17 protein-coding genes and 1 pseudogene are annotated in these 17,106 nt (G+C 56.6%); 13 read left to right on the plus strand and 5 right to left on the minus strand.

What is annotated here, in order from left to right; translation table 11 throughout:
- The first annotated feature begins 40 nt into the window (after positions 1–40).
- The 3 genes from EXR70_12500 to EXR70_12510 all read left to right on the plus strand — a co-directional run bounded on the left by EXR70_12500 (position 41) and on the right by EXR70_12510 (position 2,600).
- Entirely contained in the window at positions 41–724 is a 684-nt protein-coding gene (locus EXR70_12500; GenBank protein MSP39303.1) for a xanthine dehydrogenase family protein molybdopterin-binding subunit, read from the plus strand.
- 15 nt (positions 725–739) lie between these two features.
- Positions 740–1,723: a xanthine dehydrogenase family protein subunit M gene (locus tag EXR70_12505; protein ID MSP39304.1), complete on the plus strand. Its 984-nt coding sequence runs from the start codon at positions 740–742 to the stop codon at positions 1,721–1,723.
- A 118-nt stretch (positions 1,724–1,841) separates the two neighbouring features.
- On the plus strand, positions 1,842–2,600 hold the full coding sequence (locus EXR70_12510) for a hypothetical protein (protein ID MSP39305.1): 759 nt from the start codon (positions 1,842–1,844) through the stop codon (positions 2,598–2,600).
- 43 nt (positions 2,601–2,643) lie between these two features.
- Here EXR70_12510 and EXR70_12515 read toward each other — a convergent pair.
- Positions 2,644–3,461, minus strand: a pseudogene (locus tag EXR70_12515) (serine protease).
- A gap of 131 nt (positions 3,462–3,592) precedes the next feature.
- On the opposite strand from EXR70_12515, the gene EXR70_12520 reads away from it, so the two are divergent.
- The 3 genes from EXR70_12520 to glgP all read left to right on the plus strand — a co-directional run bounded on the left by EXR70_12520 (position 3,593) and on the right by glgP (position 7,144).
- Positions 3,593–4,354, plus strand: a complete 762-nt coding sequence (locus tag EXR70_12520; protein MSP39306.1) for a hypothetical protein — start codon at positions 3,593–3,595, stop codon at positions 4,352–4,354.
- A 52-nt stretch (positions 4,355–4,406) separates the two neighbouring features.
- Positions 4,407–5,126 carry a hypothetical protein gene (locus EXR70_12525; GenBank protein ID MSP39307.1) on the plus strand — a complete coding sequence of 240 codons (720 nt, stop codon included), beginning with the start codon at positions 4,407–4,409 and terminating at the stop codon, positions 5,124–5,126.
- A 290-nt stretch (positions 5,127–5,416) separates the two neighbouring features.
- Positions 5,417–7,144 (plus strand): alpha-glucan family phosphorylase, encoded by a 1,728-nt coding sequence (gene glgP / locus EXR70_12530; GenBank protein MSP39308.1) that lies wholly within the window; start codon positions 5,417–5,419, stop codon positions 7,142–7,144.
- Positions 7,145–7,183: 39 nt separating this feature from the next.
- Here glgP and EXR70_12535 read toward each other — a convergent pair whose 3' ends face one another.
- A complete protein-coding gene (locus tag EXR70_12535; GenBank protein MSP39309.1) occupies positions 7,184–7,699 on the minus strand; it encodes a hypothetical protein in 516 nt (171 codons plus the stop codon).
- A 170-nt stretch (positions 7,700–7,869) separates the two neighbouring features.
- On the opposite strand from EXR70_12535, the gene EXR70_12540 reads away from it, so the two are divergent.
- The 4 genes from EXR70_12540 (at position 7,870) to EXR70_12555 (ending at position 11,968) form a co-directional block, all read left to right on the plus strand.
- Entirely contained in the window at positions 7,870–8,439 is a 570-nt protein-coding gene (locus EXR70_12540) for a hypothetical protein (protein MSP39310.1), read from the plus strand.
- 52 nt (positions 8,440–8,491) lie between these two features.
- The gene (mltG, locus tag EXR70_12545) at positions 8,492–9,526 is read left to right on the plus strand and encodes an endolytic transglycosylase MltG (GenBank protein ID MSP39311.1); all 1,035 of its coding nucleotides are present in this window, start codon (positions 8,492–8,494) and stop codon (positions 9,524–9,526) included.
- A gap of 77 nt (positions 9,527–9,603) precedes the next feature.
- Positions 9,604–10,965 (plus strand): hypothetical protein, encoded by a 1,362-nt coding sequence (locus tag EXR70_12550; GenBank protein ID MSP39312.1) that lies wholly within the window; start codon positions 9,604–9,606, stop codon positions 10,963–10,965.
- A 16-nt stretch (positions 10,966–10,981) separates the two neighbouring features.
- Positions 10,982–11,968 carry an AAA family ATPase gene (locus EXR70_12555; protein MSP39313.1) on the plus strand — a complete coding sequence of 329 codons (987 nt, stop codon included), beginning with the start codon at positions 10,982–10,984 and terminating at the stop codon, positions 11,966–11,968.
- A gap of 22 nt (positions 11,969–11,990) precedes the next feature.
- Here EXR70_12555 and EXR70_12560 read toward each other — a convergent pair whose 3' ends face one another.
- Both EXR70_12560 and EXR70_12565 read right to left on the minus strand, forming a co-directional pair.
- Positions 11,991–12,893, minus strand: coding sequence for a c-type cytochrome (locus EXR70_12560; GenBank protein MSP39314.1), 903 nt, complete (start codon positions 12,891–12,893; stop codon positions 11,991–11,993).
- 4 nt (positions 12,894–12,897) lie between these two features.
- Complete coding sequence (locus EXR70_12565) at positions 12,898–13,827, minus strand: 2-dehydropantoate 2-reductase (protein ID MSP39315.1); 930 nt, start codon at positions 13,825–13,827, stop codon at positions 12,898–12,900.
- Positions 13,828–13,872: 45 nt separating this feature from the next.
- Here EXR70_12565 and EXR70_12570 point away from each other — a divergent pair, with 45 nt between their 5' ends.
- From EXR70_12570 to EXR70_12580, 3 genes are read left to right on the plus strand one after another with little or no spacing between them, the layout of a single operon-like run.
- Positions 13,873–14,142 (plus strand): hypothetical protein, encoded by a 270-nt coding sequence (locus EXR70_12570; GenBank protein MSP39316.1) that lies wholly within the window; start codon positions 13,873–13,875, stop codon positions 14,140–14,142.
- Positions 14,143–14,170: 28 nt separating this feature from the next.
- Complete coding sequence (locus EXR70_12575) at positions 14,171–15,163, plus strand: ABC transporter substrate-binding protein (GenBank protein ID MSP39317.1); 993 nt, start codon at positions 14,171–14,173, stop codon at positions 15,161–15,163.
- Positions 15,164–15,202: 39 nt separating this feature from the next.
- The gene (locus EXR70_12580; GenBank protein ID MSP39318.1) at positions 15,203–15,721 is read left to right on the plus strand and encodes a hypothetical protein; all 519 of its coding nucleotides are present in this window, start codon (positions 15,203–15,205) and stop codon (positions 15,719–15,721) included.
- A gap of 105 nt (positions 15,722–15,826) precedes the next feature.
- Here the strand turns inward: EXR70_12580 and ribB are convergent, their stop codons facing one another.
- Positions 15,827–17,002 carry a 3,4-dihydroxy-2-butanone-4-phosphate synthase gene (gene ribB / locus EXR70_12585; GenBank protein ID MSP39319.1) on the minus strand — a complete coding sequence of 392 codons (1,176 nt, stop codon included), beginning with the start codon at positions 17,000–17,002 and terminating at the stop codon, positions 15,827–15,829.
- Positions 17,003–17,106: the final 104 nt, after the last annotated feature.

Here is a 17,106-nt window from a genome sequence, read left to right on the forward strand (position 1 = left end):
TTGCATAAAGCTCCACTGTGAACATCCTTCCAGCCTCCCGATGCCATTCAATAACATCGAGACAGCCTACAGGACCGGTACACTTTTGACCCGCCATTTTCTGCCAGATCTTTGCCGGTTCAGTGGTACACTTTACGCCCGCGATTTATGCCTCCGCGATGGTGAGGTGTTCGTCAAAGCCAACCCGTCGCAGAAAATTTCATTGGCGAAAGCGGTCAACCGAACGGGCGAATTGATCGGCCGGGCGACCACCAATCCGCGTTTTAAGGACGATGTCCAAGGCAAAAGTTTCGCCGCCCATTTCGCTGAAGTGGAAGTCGACAGCGTCACCGGTCACGTACGAATCACTCGCTACGTCGCGGCGCACGACAGCGGCACGATCATCAATCGCTTGGCGGCGGAAAGCCAAATCAAAGGCGGCGTCACCCAAGGCATCGGCATGGCGCTTACCGAAGAATTAATCATCGACAAAGTGACGGCGACACCGATCAATCCCAACTATCGCGACGCCAAGGTGCCGACCCATTTGGAAGCGCCGGAGATCGAAGTGATCTTCGTCGAGCATGCCGATCCCTACGGTCCCTTCGGTGCCAAAGTCGTCGGCGAGCCGCCGATCACTCCATCGGTGGGCACCATCGCCAATGCGATCTTCAACGCCACAGGCAAGCGCATCAAAGAGCTGCCGATCACGCCGGATAAAATTCTCCGCGCGGTGCGGGTCTAGGGAGGAGCGACGAGCATGAAAAGTTTTGAAAACATCGATGCCAAAAGCGTCAAAGAAGCGGTCGGGCTATTGCAGAAATTCCACCAGCAGAAAAAATTCGCCGCGGTGGTCGGCGGCGGCAGCGAATTTTTACAGCTGATGAAAGATCACGTCGTCGAGCCGGATTACGTGATCAATCTAAAAACCATTCCCGGCCTCGATTACATTCGTGAGGAGCGCGGCGGTTTTCGCATTGGTGCCCTGGCCAAGTTGGCCGACATCGATGAGCATGCGGCGATTCGCGAAAAACTGTTGATCCTTTCCGACGCCGCCGGCGAAGCGGCGTCGCCGCAGATCCGTAACGCCGGCACGCTGGCTGGCAATCTTTGCCAGCGGCCGTTCTGCTGGTATTTTCGCTCAGCCAATTTTACTTGTCTGCGCAAAGGCGGTCAGGTTTGTTACACGGTCACCGGCGACGGCCGCTTTCATTCGATCCTCGGCGCCGGGCCGAGCTACATCGTCCATCCATCCGATACCGCGCCGGCTTTGGTCGCGCTCGGCGCGCAAATTAAAATCGCCGGACCGGCGGGGAAAAAAACTATTCCCTTGGAACAATTCTTCGTGCTGCCTTCAGTCGATTACCGCCGTGAAAATATTCTCAACCCCGGCGAGATCGTCACCGAGATCTACGTGCCGCTGCCGAAAACCGGCAGCAAGGGATTCTTCCATAAGATGCGCGAGCGCTTGGCGTGGGACCACGCGATTGTTGCCGTGGCGACCATCGTCGAAAGCAGCGGCGGCGTAGTGCGTAATGCCCGCGTGGTCCTGGGCGGCGTGGCGCCGATTCCCTGGCGCGCGGTCAAAGCGGAAGAGTTTTTGCGCGGCAAGAAGTTGGACGAAGCCACCGCTAAACAGGCTGGCGAGTTAGCTGTCGAAGGCGCTAATCCGCTCAAAGACAACGCTTACAAAGTGAAGCTGGCCCAGGACTTGGTGCAGCGCGGTTTGTTGGCTTCGGTTTAAGCGCTCAGCTATTTTTTTTTCTCCGCTTCAAGACATTAAAATGGTGCCGCTACATCAACCGATGCAGCGGCCATTTGAGCTTGACCAGCCTGGCTTAAGTTCGTAAGTTTTGGCCTTCATGTTCGCCGAACTGTACAAATCGCGCCGGCTGCTGTTGGCGGCGGCACTGCCGCCGTTGTTGGTGCTGCTGTGGTTTGGCTTCAACGGTTGGCAGCGGCGCGCCGGCGTGAGCGATTCGCCAAGCGAAACTGTAGCGACCGTTTCTCTTCAAGAGATGCGTCAATCGTTGGTCAATGACCGCCAGCTCTTGGCCGATTACGAAAAAGAGCAAGCGATGTTGCGCGCTGAAGTGATTCGCCGGCGTAAGCTGTTCGCCGAAGGCCAGCTGGCGAAAGATCAAGTACTCGAAGCCGAGCAAAAGTTCGTTGCGGCGTTGAAGCGCGTTCACGCCATGCGTTACACGGTCACCGAGACCGACATCGCGATTACCGAAGCGGTATTGGGTGAAAAAGTGTTACGCATGCCGGCGCTGCCGGTGGGCGGCTTCTCGCAAACCGCGGAGCTCACGCGCTTCAATGGCCCGTTCAAATGGTCCATCGGCGAGGCGCCGCGGGTGCAAAAGTTTTTTTCCAATACTTTTGGCCGCAGCTTGCCGATTACCGCCTTGGGTCAATCCGACACGCACAACCGTTTTGGTTTCGATCATCGCGATTCCGTCGATGTCGGGCTTCATCCCGACAGCGCGGAAGGGCGCCAGTTGATCGATTACCTGCGCAAATCCGGCATCCCTTTCCTGGCCTTCCGCCAAGCGGTTCCCGGCGCCGCCACTGGGCCGCATATTCATATCGGTAAACCTTCGGCGTTTCTGCGCCATTAAAGTTTCTTTAGCAGGTTGGGTGAAATCGCGGCGGTAAAAAGAATTACTGCACGGGGATTTTTTTCAATAGTTCTTGCAGATGTTTAATCAGGATCGCGTAGGAGATACCGCTGGGTTTTTGAATCACGGTTTCTTTGCTTTCTTGGATGAAAACTTTGTTCAATATGCCGATCACCTGGCCGCTGTCGGGATGATAGACCGGGCTGCCGCTGTTGCCAGGATAGGCTGTGGCGTCGAGTTGAAAGACATCATAGGGCGCGATCAGCCGAGCGAGGGTTTTTTTTCAAGGCTTTGTCCCGACAGCTGTGGGATCACGTTGGGCGTGATCGCCGAGATGATGCCGCGGTGGGTCACCGCGTGCAGGCCGAGCACCATGCCGATGGGATAGCCGGTGAAGGCGTAGGACTCGCCTTCGCGCACGTTGTCTGAGTTGCCCAAAGTCATCGCGATGAGCGGCGCGCCGGTGATGCGCAAAATCGTCAAATCGTAATCGCGATCCTCACCGACCACGGTGGCCTGGCGGACTTCGACGCCGTTGGCGGTGGCGGCAAACACGGCGATGAATTCGTTTTTATCCTGCTCGATTTTTTCCGGCATCACATGGGCGTTGGTGGCCACCAGGTGGCCGTCGCCGAGGACAAATCCGGTGCCGCGGAAAACCGCTGGCGGGCGGCGGGTTTTCAGATAGGTGCCGACGGCGACGATGGCCGGTTTGATTTTGCTGATCGTGCTCGGCAGTCCGTTGGGTTCGCCAGCCTGGGCTTGGCTAAGCGTGAACAGGATGGTGCCGAGAGCGCATAGCCATTCGATGAGCCATCGATGGATTCGCTTCGCGGCGGTAATTGTATTCGCACTGCCCATCCTGGCTAGATAGTAACGCGCGGGCGCTGGGGTCACAACCCAACGCAACAAGACTACCGTTTAGCTTGACCCGGCGTGGCTTAGTTCCTAAACTTCATGGAATGAGATTGGGTCGGTCAAACAATGATCGAGTGAATGCGCTGGCACTGGCGGTTTTGCTGAACTGTAGCGCGCTGCGGCCGCTTGGCATCCGCCAATCGAGTCATGCCCAGGAAATTCGCAAATCGCCGCCGGCGCGCCGACCGGTGGCGAGCGATTCGGAACTCGCCCGGGCACGTACCGACGTGATCCAAAAAATTCGCGAAGCACGCGCCGGTGGGCAGAAATTGCTCGAGCTCCATGACGCCGAGCGGCTCAAGCTTGCAGCGCAGTATGAAGAGCGGCGCGATCAATACTACATGGGTTTGATCTCGCGCGAAGAAGCACTCAGAGCCGAAAACGCCTGGGTCGAAGCGATCATTAAAGTCGATGAAGACAAACGCTGGCTCGCCGAAACCGACATGGCGATGACGGAATATTCTTTGCGCGACGAGCTGCTCCGTTTACCGGGGCTGGCTATCGGCGGCTACAGTGAATCGGGAACCCTGGTGCGTTTCAACGGCGGCACGCCGTGGTCGTTGATCGATTCGCCCAAAGTGGAAAAGTTTTTTACTCAGGCGTTCGGCCGCGCTTTGCCGATCAGCGCCTACGGTCAGACCACCACCCATGACCGGTTGCGCTTCGATCATCGCAATGCGATAGATGTGGCGCTTCATCCCGATAGTAAGGAAGGACGATCGTTGTTGGGCTATTTGCGCCAAGCGGGAATTCCGTTCATCGCCTTTAGAAACGCGGTGGCGGGTTCGGCGACCGGCGCGCATATTCATATCGGCAAGCCGTCAGCGCGCAATTAGCGTTTCTTGATCGCGCTTTCAAAGTGCCAACCTAACAACCTGCAAACCATTCATGGCGCAGCCGACAATTCCTTTGCCAGCTTCAACCGTGGTGTTAGTCCGACCCAATGACAACGACGGTTTTGAAATCTTCATGAATCGCCGGCCGGACAAGATGGAAGTTTACGCTGGCGTCCATGTTTTTCCCGGCGGTCGGGTCGAGGTCGGCGACTTTTCGGCGCCGATGTTGGAACTGACGCAAGGGGTGACCCCGGCTGAAGCTCAGGAAAAACTCGGTGGTGGGCTTGCCGCCGAACGTTCTCTCGGCTTCTGGGTCGCCGCCGCGCGGGAACTTTTTGAAGAAGCGGGCATCTTTCTGTTCGCGCCACAAAACAACAGCCAACGCGATTCGGCGTTGCCGGGGTTGGCTGAGCGCTTAGCCGATCGGCGCGCGGGTTTGCAGCGGGGTGATTTCGATCTTGCCAGACTGTTGGCGGCGGAGGGGCTTTACTGCGATCTACGCCGGCTCAATTATTTTTTTCATCGGGTTACCCCAGAGCATTATCCGGTGCGCTTCGACACCCGTTTTTACCTCGCGGCCTTGCCCCCAGACCAATCGCCGCTCGATAGTTCTGAGGAAGTTTCGGAAAGCTTATGGATAACGCCGAGCGCGGCGTTGGAACGATCGCAGCTGGGCGATTTTCCCATGATGCCGCCGACCATCGCAGTATTGCGCAGCTTGTCCATCCATAGTTCCTGGAATGAACTGGGAACGGTGTTCGATCTCGGTTGAAACCGAGCTCAACGGGCACCGGCGAATTCGCAGCAATAGCTCTAAACTGTACGAACTTACCAGCGCCTACCAGAACCTTCAGCGCGCTTCTCGATAGATCCCCTGGCGGCATTGTGCTTGCATTCGTAATCGCCGTGAATTGGTAATCGCGGCGAATTGATGCAGCTTATGGGTCATGCTAAAATCCCCAACAACTTAATTGATCTGGGGACTTTTGCGCAGTTTCCCTTTCGCTTCAACCTGCCGATTATTAGTTCAAGCTTCGAGAAATTCGCTAGGTATGATCTGATATGACTATTGATTTGTCTGACGTGGCAACCATCGCCTATTTTTCCATGGACGTAGCGGCCGATTCGGCGATTCCGACGTACAGCGGCGGCTTAGGGGTTTTAGCCGGTGACATGTTGCGCTCGGCGGCGGATTTGGCGATCCCCATGGTGGCGATCTCGCTGCTCCACCGCAAAGGCTATTTCGAGCAGCGCCTCGACGCCCGCGGCAATCAGCTCGAAAGTCCGTCTAAGTGGCAGCCGGAGAAATATCTCACCCCGCTCGACGCGCGGGTATCGTTGCCCCTCGAAGGGCGTGCGGTGCAGATCCGTGCTTGGCAGTACGACTTCGTCGGTATCACCGGACATGTCGTGCCGCTGCTTTTTTTGGACACCGATCTGGAAGAAAATAACTCTCTCGATCGCGGCTTCACCGATTTTCTTTACGGCGGCGATGAACGCTATCGATTATGCCAAGAGGCGATTTTAGGTTTGGGCGGCGTCGCCATGCTGCGCGCCTTGGGCTACGCCGGTGTGCGCGTGTTTCACATGAACGAAGGCCATTCCGCGTTAGCGACGCTTGCTTTAATGGAGGAGCGGGCACAAGCGCAAAAGCACATTCGCTTTACGGACATCGAAATCGAAGCGGTCCGACGACAATGCGCCTTTACCACGCATACGCCAGTGCCCGCGGGCCATGATTGTTTCACTCGCGAGTTGGTGGGTCGGGTTCTCGGCGTCGATCGCTCCGCGGCCTTGCGCCAATTGGGTGTCATGAACGGTTCGCTCAACATGACTGAGTTGGCACTCAAGCTTTCGGGTTTCGTCAACGGCGTGTCGATGCGCCATGGCGAGGTCTCCCGGGCGATGTTTCCGAGCTATGAGATTGACGCGATCACCAATGGCGTGCACGCGGCCACTTGGACCGCGGCGCCGATGGCGGCGTTGTTCGATCGTCGTCTTCCCGAGTGGCGCCGCGACAATTGTTTTCTGCGCTACGCCATCGGTATCCCGGCTGGGGAAATTCGCCGCGCCCATGATTTGGCGAAAAAGGAATTGCTCGCGCAGGTGCGCTGGCTCACCGGCACGGCGCTGGTCGAGAAAGTTTTCACCATCGGCTTTGCCCGGCGCGCCACCGGTTACAAACGGGGCGATTTGCTATTCACGGATTTGGAAAAACTCAAGAAGATCGCCAAGCAGTCCGGGCCGCTGCAATTGATCTACGCCGGCAAAGCCCATCCACGCGACAACGGCGGCAAGGCGATCATCCGGCGCATTTTCGAAGCCGCCGCGGCCCTCGCTGACGATGTCCGTGTGGTCTATTTGGAAAACTACGATATGGCCCTCGGCAAACTGCTCTGTTCCGGCGTCGACATCTGGCTCAACACGCCGCTGCGCCCCCAAGAAGCGTCCGGCACCAGCGGCATGAAAGCGGCGCTCAACGGTGTGCCGAGCTTCAGCGTGCTCGACGGCTGGTGGATCGAAGGCCATATCGAAGGCGTCACCGGCTGGTCCATCGGCGATGCCAATACTGCGGAGAACGATTCCCTCGCCGAAGCTGCTTCGCTCTACGAAAAACTAGCAGCACGCATCTTGCCGCTCTATTACAAAGAGCCCGACAAATTCGCCCAAGTCATGCGCTCGGCGATCGCCCTCAACGGTTCTTTTTTCAACACCCAGCGGATGATTTCGCAGTATTTAAGAAACGCCTATCAGTCGGCGAGCGACGATGCGGCGCAGCGCTTGGATTAGCAAAAAAATCTGCTGACGGTTGTGCGTTACCAAAACTGGCTAATGCTTATGCTCGCCGCGAAGTTTCCATTCCATACCGTCGATGATGCATTCGACGCTGGCCTGAAGAATATCAGCGGCGACGCTCACCGTGCCCCAGCGTTCGTTGCCATCGGAAAAGATCGCTAAGACGCGCACCAATGCGCCGGCGCCACGCTCGTCGTCATCGTGACTGATGTCATGCATGAGCCGGACATCGAATTCTTCGAGGCGAACTTCGGAGAGCTGCGGATAGTGTTTTTCGAGAATCTTACGCATGGCGCTATCGACGGCATGGACCGGACCGCGGCCGCCAGCGGCGACCAGTTCCTCATCGCCGAAGATTTCGATCAACACAGTGGCTTCAGTCTTGCTCCGCAGCGCTTCAGGGGCCTGGAAGTCGACTTGATCATCGATCTTACAGCGCAGCACCCGAAACGGTTTTAGATAGTCGTCGCGCCGGCGAATCGACATCAGCTCGAAGGACGCCCAGGCGCCGTCCAAGCGAAAAAAATCTTCTTTATAATCCCTAGCCATGCTGTTCTCCGGTTAGGCGATCTGCGGTTGCTGTGAACTTTCGGCCATTATAACGTCGGCTTCGAAAAGCGCCAGGATTAATTTGCAAAGCCCGGAGCTGACCAACCTGATGACCGGTAAAATCTTTTCTTCCCACAAATTCGCAAACTTGGTATCATGGTTCCAAGCTTATGGAAAATCGCTCAACGGCTCCTCAGTTGCGCGGCTTCTTTCGCGATTCGGTGCGCCAGAGCTTTTGGCAGCTCGGCATTCACGACGCGACAGTGGCCGAATATGTGGCGGATGTCTTGACCGAGTTCGCCAGGACCGAGAATCTCTACAAGATTCACAACGCCAACGGCCGAAAGGCCGACTCGGTGGTGGAGATCCTCAGCGAAGAACAGCCAGCGTCGGCCGCTGAGAACGATCTGCTGCGCGAGCGTTCGCGGCGTAAATATGTCGGCGATTACGCGCTGTTCATGAGCGGTATTTTTCGCAAGCATATCGAAGGTCGGGGTTTCCTCGACTATTATCTACAAGAAGGTAGCCGCTCCTACTGGAAAGTTTCCGAACTGGACCTTTCGCTTTACCATACCGGTTATTACCTGTTTCAGGAGCTGTCGACAAAATTCGAATATTATTCCGGCGCCCTCGATTATGTGCGTATGGCCTGCTTTGCCGGGGCGCCGGGCGAGGATTCCCACTCCGGGTTCTTGCGGCGCATCGAAGGTTGGATGAAAGTCAATCTATCGGAAAATTAGCTTGGCCTGAGTGCGCCAAATCGCCCCGTCTGAGCCGTCACTTGTCTTCATTGTGAGAACCGTACTTGCCAGCGTCGCCATTGCCGCCATCGTCGCCTTGCTGGGCGCCGCGTTGATGTTCCACAACATTCACTACTCGGTTCCGGCCCTCGGCGCGCAGCCAGCAGAGGTGCGCGTCGAGCGGGGCGATTCTTTGTCTACGGTATCGCGCAAGCTGCGCGAGCAGAAGATCATCACCAACAGTTTGTTTTTCTCCCTTTGGGCGCGCTTCAATGGCTCGGAAAAAAAACTGCATCAGGGGCTCTATCGTTTCGATAGCGGCGTGACGGCGCGGGAAGTGCTTGAGCGTTTGGTCAGTGGCAAGGGAATTTTTCAAAGCGTGACGATTCCCGAGGGCTTTACGGTTCGAGAGATTGCCCAACTGCTGGACAAGATGCAGATCGCCGATGGCCAAAAGTTTCTCACCGAAGCTGCCAATCCGAGTTTGCTGGCGAACTTGGGTTTACAGGGCAAAGGGATCGAAGGCTATCTGTTCCCGAGCACTTATCACTTCACCCCGGCGACGGCGGAACGGGAAATAGTGATCACCATGGCCGAGCAGTTTCGCAAGGTGTCGCAACCGCTGTTGGCCGAGGCTAAGGGTACATCGTCGATGACCGCCCATGGGATTCTCACCTTGGCGTCGATCATCGAGAAAGAAACTGGTGTCGAGGCTGAGCGGCCGTTGGTCTCCGCGGTTTTTCACAACCGGCTCAACCGGCAAATGCCTTTGCAAAGCGATCCCACGGTGATCTACGGCATCAAAGATTTCAACGGCAACTTGACCAAGAAAGATTTGCAGGAGGCGACGCCTTATAACACATACCGGATTCCGGCGTTGCCGCCGGGACCGATTTGCAATCCCAGCGTGGCCTCGATCAAAGCGGCGCTCCATCCGGCCGCTGTGCCGTATCTCTACTTCGTGTCTAAGAACGACGGCAGTCATTTGTTTTCCGAAACCATGGAAGCGCACAACCGCGCCGTCAAAACTTTTCAACCGGTGCGTCATGGGCCGCCGACAAGCGCTAAAATGACCGCGCGCCATTGAGCGCAGCGCGTTCAATCCGCTGGGCCGACATGCTATAAGTTTCGTACATGGCGCCATCGTCCCACTTCGAATCGCAGGTGGGCGCAGAAACCTTGGTCGGTCGCTTGCGGGCTCGACTCGGTCATCATGCGCTGTGGGATACCTTGCTGATGTCGATGCCGCCGATTCTGTTTTTATTCTCCGGCGCATACGCAATGACGCGGGCTGGTTGGATTAGCTCAATCGTCGCTATTGAGATCACCTTTCTGGGGTTAGCGTTTGGCGCCGCAGTGATCGCTTGGCATTATCGCCGATCGGCCACTACCAGCGCCGGCGCGGCGCAGTTGCTCGACGAGCGCGCCGGCGCCAAGGATCACTTTCTCACCTTGGCGACCATCGATCGCTCGGCGCAAGCGCCGTCGTTGATCGCCCAGCTTACCCGGCAGTCCGCCGAGCTGGGCGGCGGTATTGAACTCAAGCGCGATTTTCCCTACCAGCCCAGACCCGCGGCTTACCGTTCCGTTGCCGGCTCGGTGCTCGCCGCGTTGTTGCTCTTTTTTCTCATGCCGTACGCCGATTCGTTGCTCCACCCGCCATCGTCTGCGCAGCGGTTGCGCGAGTTGGCTGCAAAAATGGCGTCGGCGCCGGGGCTGAAAGAATTGTCCCAGCAGCTCAAACAGCTGGCGGCCAAGCTCGACGATCCTAAAGTCGCGCCCGACGAAAAAAAGCAGGCGACTGAAGATTTACAGAAACAAATCGCCGAGCAGCAACAAAAAGAGCAAAAGAAAAAAAATCAAGAAATGCTCGCCCAAGCGCAAAGTGAATTGAAAGACAGCCAGCAGCAGCAATCGGCGGGCGGGCAGGAACAGCAGAAAGATCAGCAGAGCGGCGGCGGTAACCAGCAAAGTAACCTACCGAAAGAAGGCCAAGGCGAAGGCAAGCAGAGCCAAGGCAACGGCGGCGAGGGTAAAGGCGAGTCGAGCGCGCAGGCGAGTAAAGACATGCAGCAGGGCAAGCAGGCGTCGGGCAATCCTAAAGAAGCCGGCCAAGAAAAAAATCAGATGGCCCAGGGCGATACCAAAGGCAATCAACCCGATCCCAATCAGCCGGGCAAAGAACAAAATAAAAATCAATCGGATAAAAATCCCGGCGACGGCAAAGACAGCGGCGGTAAAAATCAAAGCGCGGAAGCGCCGCCTCAAGGAGCACCGCCATCAGACCGTTTTTACAAAACCGGTGAAGGCAAAGATGGACTCAAGGGCGCGCGCTACGTCACCGTGCAACTCCCAGAGGATGTGGCGGCGGAGTCCAAGGGCGAGAGCGCGGCGACCAAGGAATCCAAAGGCGGCCGGGCGCGGCCGCAAGTGCCGGTCAGCAATGCGCCCCTGCCGGCTCATGTGCCCAACGCGCCGAGTGAAAAACAGCAGATGCCGATCGAGTATCGCGGCGTCATTCGATAATTAAAAGGGGACTGAAATGGAGTCGGAGCAATTCCTCGAAACTTTCAAACGCCTGGAGAGCGAAGTGCAAAAAGTCATCGTCGGCCACGACGATACGATTCGCAAAGTGCTAATCGCATTTTTCGCCGGCGGTCATATCTTACTCGAAGGCGTGCCGGGCTTGGGTAAGACCCTGTTAGTAAAATCTTTGAGCCATGCCCTCGGGATGTCGTTCAAGCGCATTCAGTTCACGCCCGACTTGATGCCCTCCGACATCGTCGGCACCGAGGTGCTCACCGATAACGGCGAGCGGCGCGAATTTCAATTCAAGCAGGGACCGATTTTCGCCCACGTCGTGCTCGCCGATGAGATCAATCGCGCCACGCCGAAGACTCAGTCGGCGGTGCTCGAAGCGATGGAAGAAAAGCAAGTGACCGTGTTCGGCGAATCGCACACGCTGGAATCGCCTTTCATGGTTCTCGCCACGCAAAATCCCATCGAACTCGAAGGCACCTATCCATTGCCCGAAGCACAGCTCGATCGATTTTTTTTCAAGCTATTAGTCATGCCGCCGACGCCGGATCAACTGCGGGAGATACTCAAACGCACCACCGGCACGGCGGTGGGCGCCTGCGCCAAGGTGTTGCCCGACGACGACGGCAAACATGTCAACGAGATGAAACATCTGCTGCGTCAGGTGATGATCGCGCCGCCCATCGAAGACTACGTCGTGCGCTTGGTGCACGCGACGCAACCGCAGGGCGAGCACGCCGGCGGCGTCAACGCATCGGTGAAACAATTCATCCGCTTCGGTTCAAGCCCGCGCGGCGCCCAGTCGGTCATCCTCGGCGCCAAGGGTCATGCCTTAGCCGAAGGCCGAGTGCATGTCAGCTACGAAGATGTCGAAAAAGTAATCTCGCCGGCACTGCGCCACCGCATCATCCTTAACTTCCAAGCCGAAGCGGAGAATGTGAACGCGGATCAAATTCTCGCCGAGGTGATTAAGCAGGTGAAGCGGCAGTGAGTGCGGTGTCAGCGGTGATTTTCTATTTAACTTTATTCTTTATCACCGGAATCGATTTCAGATAATCGGCGATCGCCAGCATGTCTTCCTTGGTCATGTCTTTGTAGCCATGGCCGGCGCCTTGAATCACTTCGAGCATTAGGCCTTGGACGTTATCAAGATCGGCCTTGATGCCGGATTTGAGCAGCTCGACCATATCGTCGCGTTTCCAGTCGCCGATGCCGGTTTCTTTGTCTGGGGTGATGTTGGGCACGCCTTCGCCTAGGGGGCTCGCTTTCTCGGTTACGCCGGCCATGTAGAGGACGCGGTTGGGCGCGCCGGCAAAATTTCTCGGCGTGTGGCAATCGCCGCAGATGGCGACATGCTCGACCAAATAGCGGCCGCGCTCGACACCGCTCTTGGGTGGTTGCGTTGGAGTTGCTGCGAAGCGGCCGAACACGGCGAGATACAAACGCGCGCCGATACTGCGCGTAAACGGCGCCCAGCTTTTTAGTTCCGGAGTCGCTTTTTTCACCGGCTTGAGCGTGCGCAGATAGGCGACTAACGCTTTCAAATCTTCTTCGGCCATGCCGGAATATTTTTCAAAGGGCATGACCGGCAAGAGTTTGCTGCCGTCGCGGCGCACGCCTTTGACGATGGCATCGATGATTTGCTGGTCGGTCCAATTGCCCAGGCCGGTGTCTTTGTCCGGCGTGATATTCGTGCTGTAAACTTTGCCGGTGGGGATCGGAAAGGCGCGGGCGCCAGCGTTGGCTGCTTTTTTCGGCTCGCTGTGGCAAGCGCAGCCGCCGGCGACGGCGAAAATGTACTGGCCTTTGGCGATCAAATCCTGGTTGTCGGTTTGGCCGCTGGCGGGTCCAGCGAGCAGCCAGAAAACACTCAATAACAGAACCCCGATCATTTTAATCTTCGCTGATGTTTGCATGGTGTTAGCGCTTGGCCTCCCGACGAATTTGTTGATCGACAAATTTTAGCATCGCATAAAACGTTTCGTTGACTGACGCCGCTTGACCATGAGCTGCGAGCCGCTTGATGACGATGCCGTTGAAGGCTTCATATTCGAGCGGCTTGTCGGCTTCGAGATCTTGCAACATCGACGGCTTGAAATCGCCCATGGTTTTAGAAAACGCCAGTGTGTCGTCGCAAAGCTGCGCCGGTAGTTCGATCCCATCAGCGCGCGCCGCTTGGCGCACTTCCGCCATGCAAGCTAACGCCAATTCAGTTAGCGCTGGCGACTCGACGATCTCGCGGGTGTTGGCGCGGGTCAAGCAGCTGATGGCGCAAAACGGCGCGTTCCACAAAAGTTTGCTCCATTGGACTTTGCGAATTCCAGCGCTGACTTCGTTGGGAATTCCGGCGGCGGAAAAAAATTCCGCCAAGGCTTTGGTCTCGTCATTAACTGTGCCGTCCAACTGGCCGAAGATGATGCGCCCGCCAGTCGAGTGCGTGATCATGCCCGGTGCGGAAAGTTGCGCGCCGATATAAACGACTGCGGGCAGGACTTGGGCCGCGCCGTAAAATTTCGCCAGCTTGTCGGGATTGTCGATGCCGTTTTGTAACGAGAGAATTTTCGTTCGATTGGACACCATCGGTGCAATCGCCTGGCCGGCGCTTTCGGTGTCATAGGATTTTACGCAGAAGAGCACCAGGTCGACTTGGCCCACCGAATTCGGTGCGTCGCTGCATTGGGCGTTCTCGACATGCAGATCGCCGTTGACGCTCTGCACCCGCAGGCCGCTGCTTTGCATCGCTTCGAGGTGCCGGCCGCGGGCGATAAAACAAACTTCATGGCCGGCGGCCGCCAGTTTGGCGCCGAAGTAGCCGCCCACCGCTCCACTTCCCATTACCGCAATGCGCATGGATTTATTCCCATCGTGGCGCGAATGTAAACTTGGCCAGGGGCGATGTCAATTTCATTTGCCGGCGCGCCGAGCGGTTTGAGCTTGGCCGGCGATATGTTATTAAACCAGACCATGGAGAAGATTGACGCCCAAAGCGATCATCTGGGATTGGAACGATTCAAACCCGGCGTCGAAGTGACATTCAAAGGCAAGCCGTACAAAATCCAGTGCCGCACGACGCTCGCTTCGGGCGAAGCGGCGGTGGTGTTGCAAGGCGAGCGCGAGCAGTTCGTCATCAGCGCCAACCAGTTTCTCGCCGGCGTCAGTTCCTAATTCGTAAATCTATCTAGGGAGCGATTCAATGGGAAAAGTTCGTTTGACGTTGTCTTGTTGGGATTATGACCGCACTCGGGCGTTGCAAGACGGCCGGGTCGAAGTGGAGGGCGTCGATTTAACTTATCTGCCGTTGCGCGTCGAAGAGACGTTTTGGCGCATGCTGCGCTACGGCGAGTTCGATGTCGCCGAGATGTCCACCGGTTCGTTTCTCATGTCGCGCGATAAGGGCGCGCCGCGCTTCATCGGCATCCCGGTTTTTCCGTCGAAGACTTTTCGCCACTCGTGCATTTATATCAATACCGATTCCGGCATCAAAAAACCGGCGGACATGGCTGGCAAAAGGGTCGGCGTGCCGGAATATCAAATCACCATGGCGACCTGGGCGCGCGGCGTCTTGCAACATGAATACGGCGTGCTGCCGGAAAAAATGAAATGGTTCACCGGCGGCGAAGAATCTCCCGGCCGTCAAGATAAGGTCCAGCACAAACTGCCGTCCAACATTGATATCCAAGCGATCGCCGGCGACAAGACGTTGTCCGGCATGCTCGAACGGGGCGAGATCGACGCGATGATTTCGGCGCATATGCCGTCGCCCTTCGTGCGCCGCCACCCCAAGGTGCAGCGCTTGATTCCCAACTTCCGCGAAGTGGAAGCGGACTATTTCAAACGCACGAAGATTTTTCCGATCATGCACACTATCGTCATTCGCGAAGAGGTTTACGAAGCGCATCCGTGGATCGCCCAGAGCCTGTTCAAAGCCTTCAACGAATCCAAGCGGCTGTGCCAAGAAGCGATGTACGAATTTTCCGCGTTGAAGTACATGATGGCTTGGTCCATCGACGAGATGGAAAAGGAGCGCGAGCTGCTCGGCGCCGATCCCTGGGCGTACGGCTTGGAAGCCAATCGCCATATTCTAGAAACCTTGATTCAGTACACCCACGAGCAAGGCTTGATCAGCAAGAAACTCGAAGTCGATTCCTTGTTTGCCAAGAGCACGCTTGAGGAGTTCAAAATTTAGGCGCGGTTGTTTTGTTAGGCGCAGAACTCGGTCACTACCATGGCGGACGAAAAAGCTTTTGACGAAACCAAGTGGTGGATCGACCACAGACCGGTTAAGGAACGGGAAAAGACCGTCGAACCGGTGCGCGGCATCATCGAAAAATGGGCGGTGGATCTGCTCAAGAATTATAATCAGGATGAGGCGGCGAAAAATCTTGTCGACATCAATCAAAGAATTTTCAAAGGTCTCACCATCGCGCCGGGCCAATGGGGATACTATTCTCTCGAAATCGGCACCTATCCCCCCGACCGGTTAGCTAAAATCAAAAGCAGCTTGCCGCTGCCGGCAGGCAGCCGCGGGATTGTCATCGACGCCGGTTTTTCCGTGCGCATTATTATTACCGCTGAGCCGGTAGGCGAACGCTATGTCGATATTAATTTTCTCGACGCGCCGTCCCTCGATTTCTGGGTGCATAGACAATTGATCGAAGAACGAGTTTTTTCCAACATCGGCGAAGCGCTCAAGCGGATTCGCCAAGACCTACCGAGCTATCTCAGTCCGCCGGTCGATCCGTGATCGTGCTCGTGGCTCGTGCTCGTAAATTCGATCACGATCACGACCATCGATGGTATCCGCGCTTTGTTTTGAAATCTAAGATTTGAGATTTGCCATCCCGCAGGGTTACGCGTGTTTCACTTTTGTCTTGGGCTTTGCCAATTCGCGCACGGCGGGCTCGCGCGGGATCGGTACCAATGAAGTCACTTCCAAGCCATAACCGCGCAGGCCGACCAGATGTTTTTTGTTGTTGGTCAGCAATCGCATTTTGCGCACGCCGATGTCGCGTAGGATCTGCGCGCCGATGCCGTATTCTTTGAAGTCGGCCTGGTAAACGAAAGATCGGTTCATGTCCTTCTGCTGCTTACCCTCGACTCGCGGGTAGGCCATCATGGTTGGGTGGTGCGCCCGCAGCTTTGGCTGCAGATAGAGGATCACGCCTTTGCCGGCTTTGGCGATGATTTCCATTGAGCGCTGGATCACTGTGCCGGTATTGAGCAGCTCGAAGCCGAAGACATCGCCGGGAATATATTTGGTGTGGACGCGCACCAGGATTTCGTCCTTGGCCGAAATCTCACCTTTGATCAAAGCCAGATGTTCGTTGTCGTCGACATGGGTGTTGTAGACGATGGCTTGGAAATCGCCGCCTACTCGAGTCGGCAGCGGCGCGGTGGCGGCGCGATAGACCAGCGAATCGTAGTTCAAGCGGTACTGAATCAGGTCGGCGTTGGTGACCACCTTGAGCTTATGCTTTTTGGCAAAGCGCAACAGGTCCGGTTGGCGGGCCATGGTGCCGTCGTCTTTCATGATCTCGCAAATAACGCCCGCCGGTTTGAGCCCAGCGAGCCGCGCCAAATCCACCGAACCTTCGGTTTGGCCGGCGCGCACTAACACGCCGCCGTCGCGCGCCCGCAGGGGAAAGATGTGACCGGGCGTCACCAGGTCCGATGGTTTGGCATCGTCGGCGATGGCGTCGAGAATGGTTTTGGCGCGGTCGGCGGCGGAGATGCCAGTGGTGATGCCGCTGGCTGAGTCGATGGACACCGTAAAGGCGGTGCCGAACGGTGAAGTGTTGTCTGACACCATCATCGATAAGCCGAGATGTCGCACCCGTTCCTCGGTAAGCGGTAGACAGATCAAGCCGCGGCCATGGGTGGCCATGAAATTGATCGCTGCGGGCGTGACCTTTTCTGCCGCCATACAGAGATCGCCTTCGTTCTCGCGGTCTTTGTCATCCATGAGGATGACCATTTTGCCGAGACGATAATCTTCAATAGCTTCTTCGATGGTCGCGATAGGCATGGGCAGTTACTTTACCATCTTGCTGGATACGGTCAACTGGATGAAAAGCCCGCCAGTTGGCGTTTTTTTTTCGTTCGCCGCCGAATTGATTGTAATGATCGGAA

It is taken from the genome of Deltaproteobacteria bacterium (assembly GCA_009692615.1).
GTDB lineage: Bacteria > Desulfobacterota > Binatia > UBA9968 > UBA9968 > DP-20.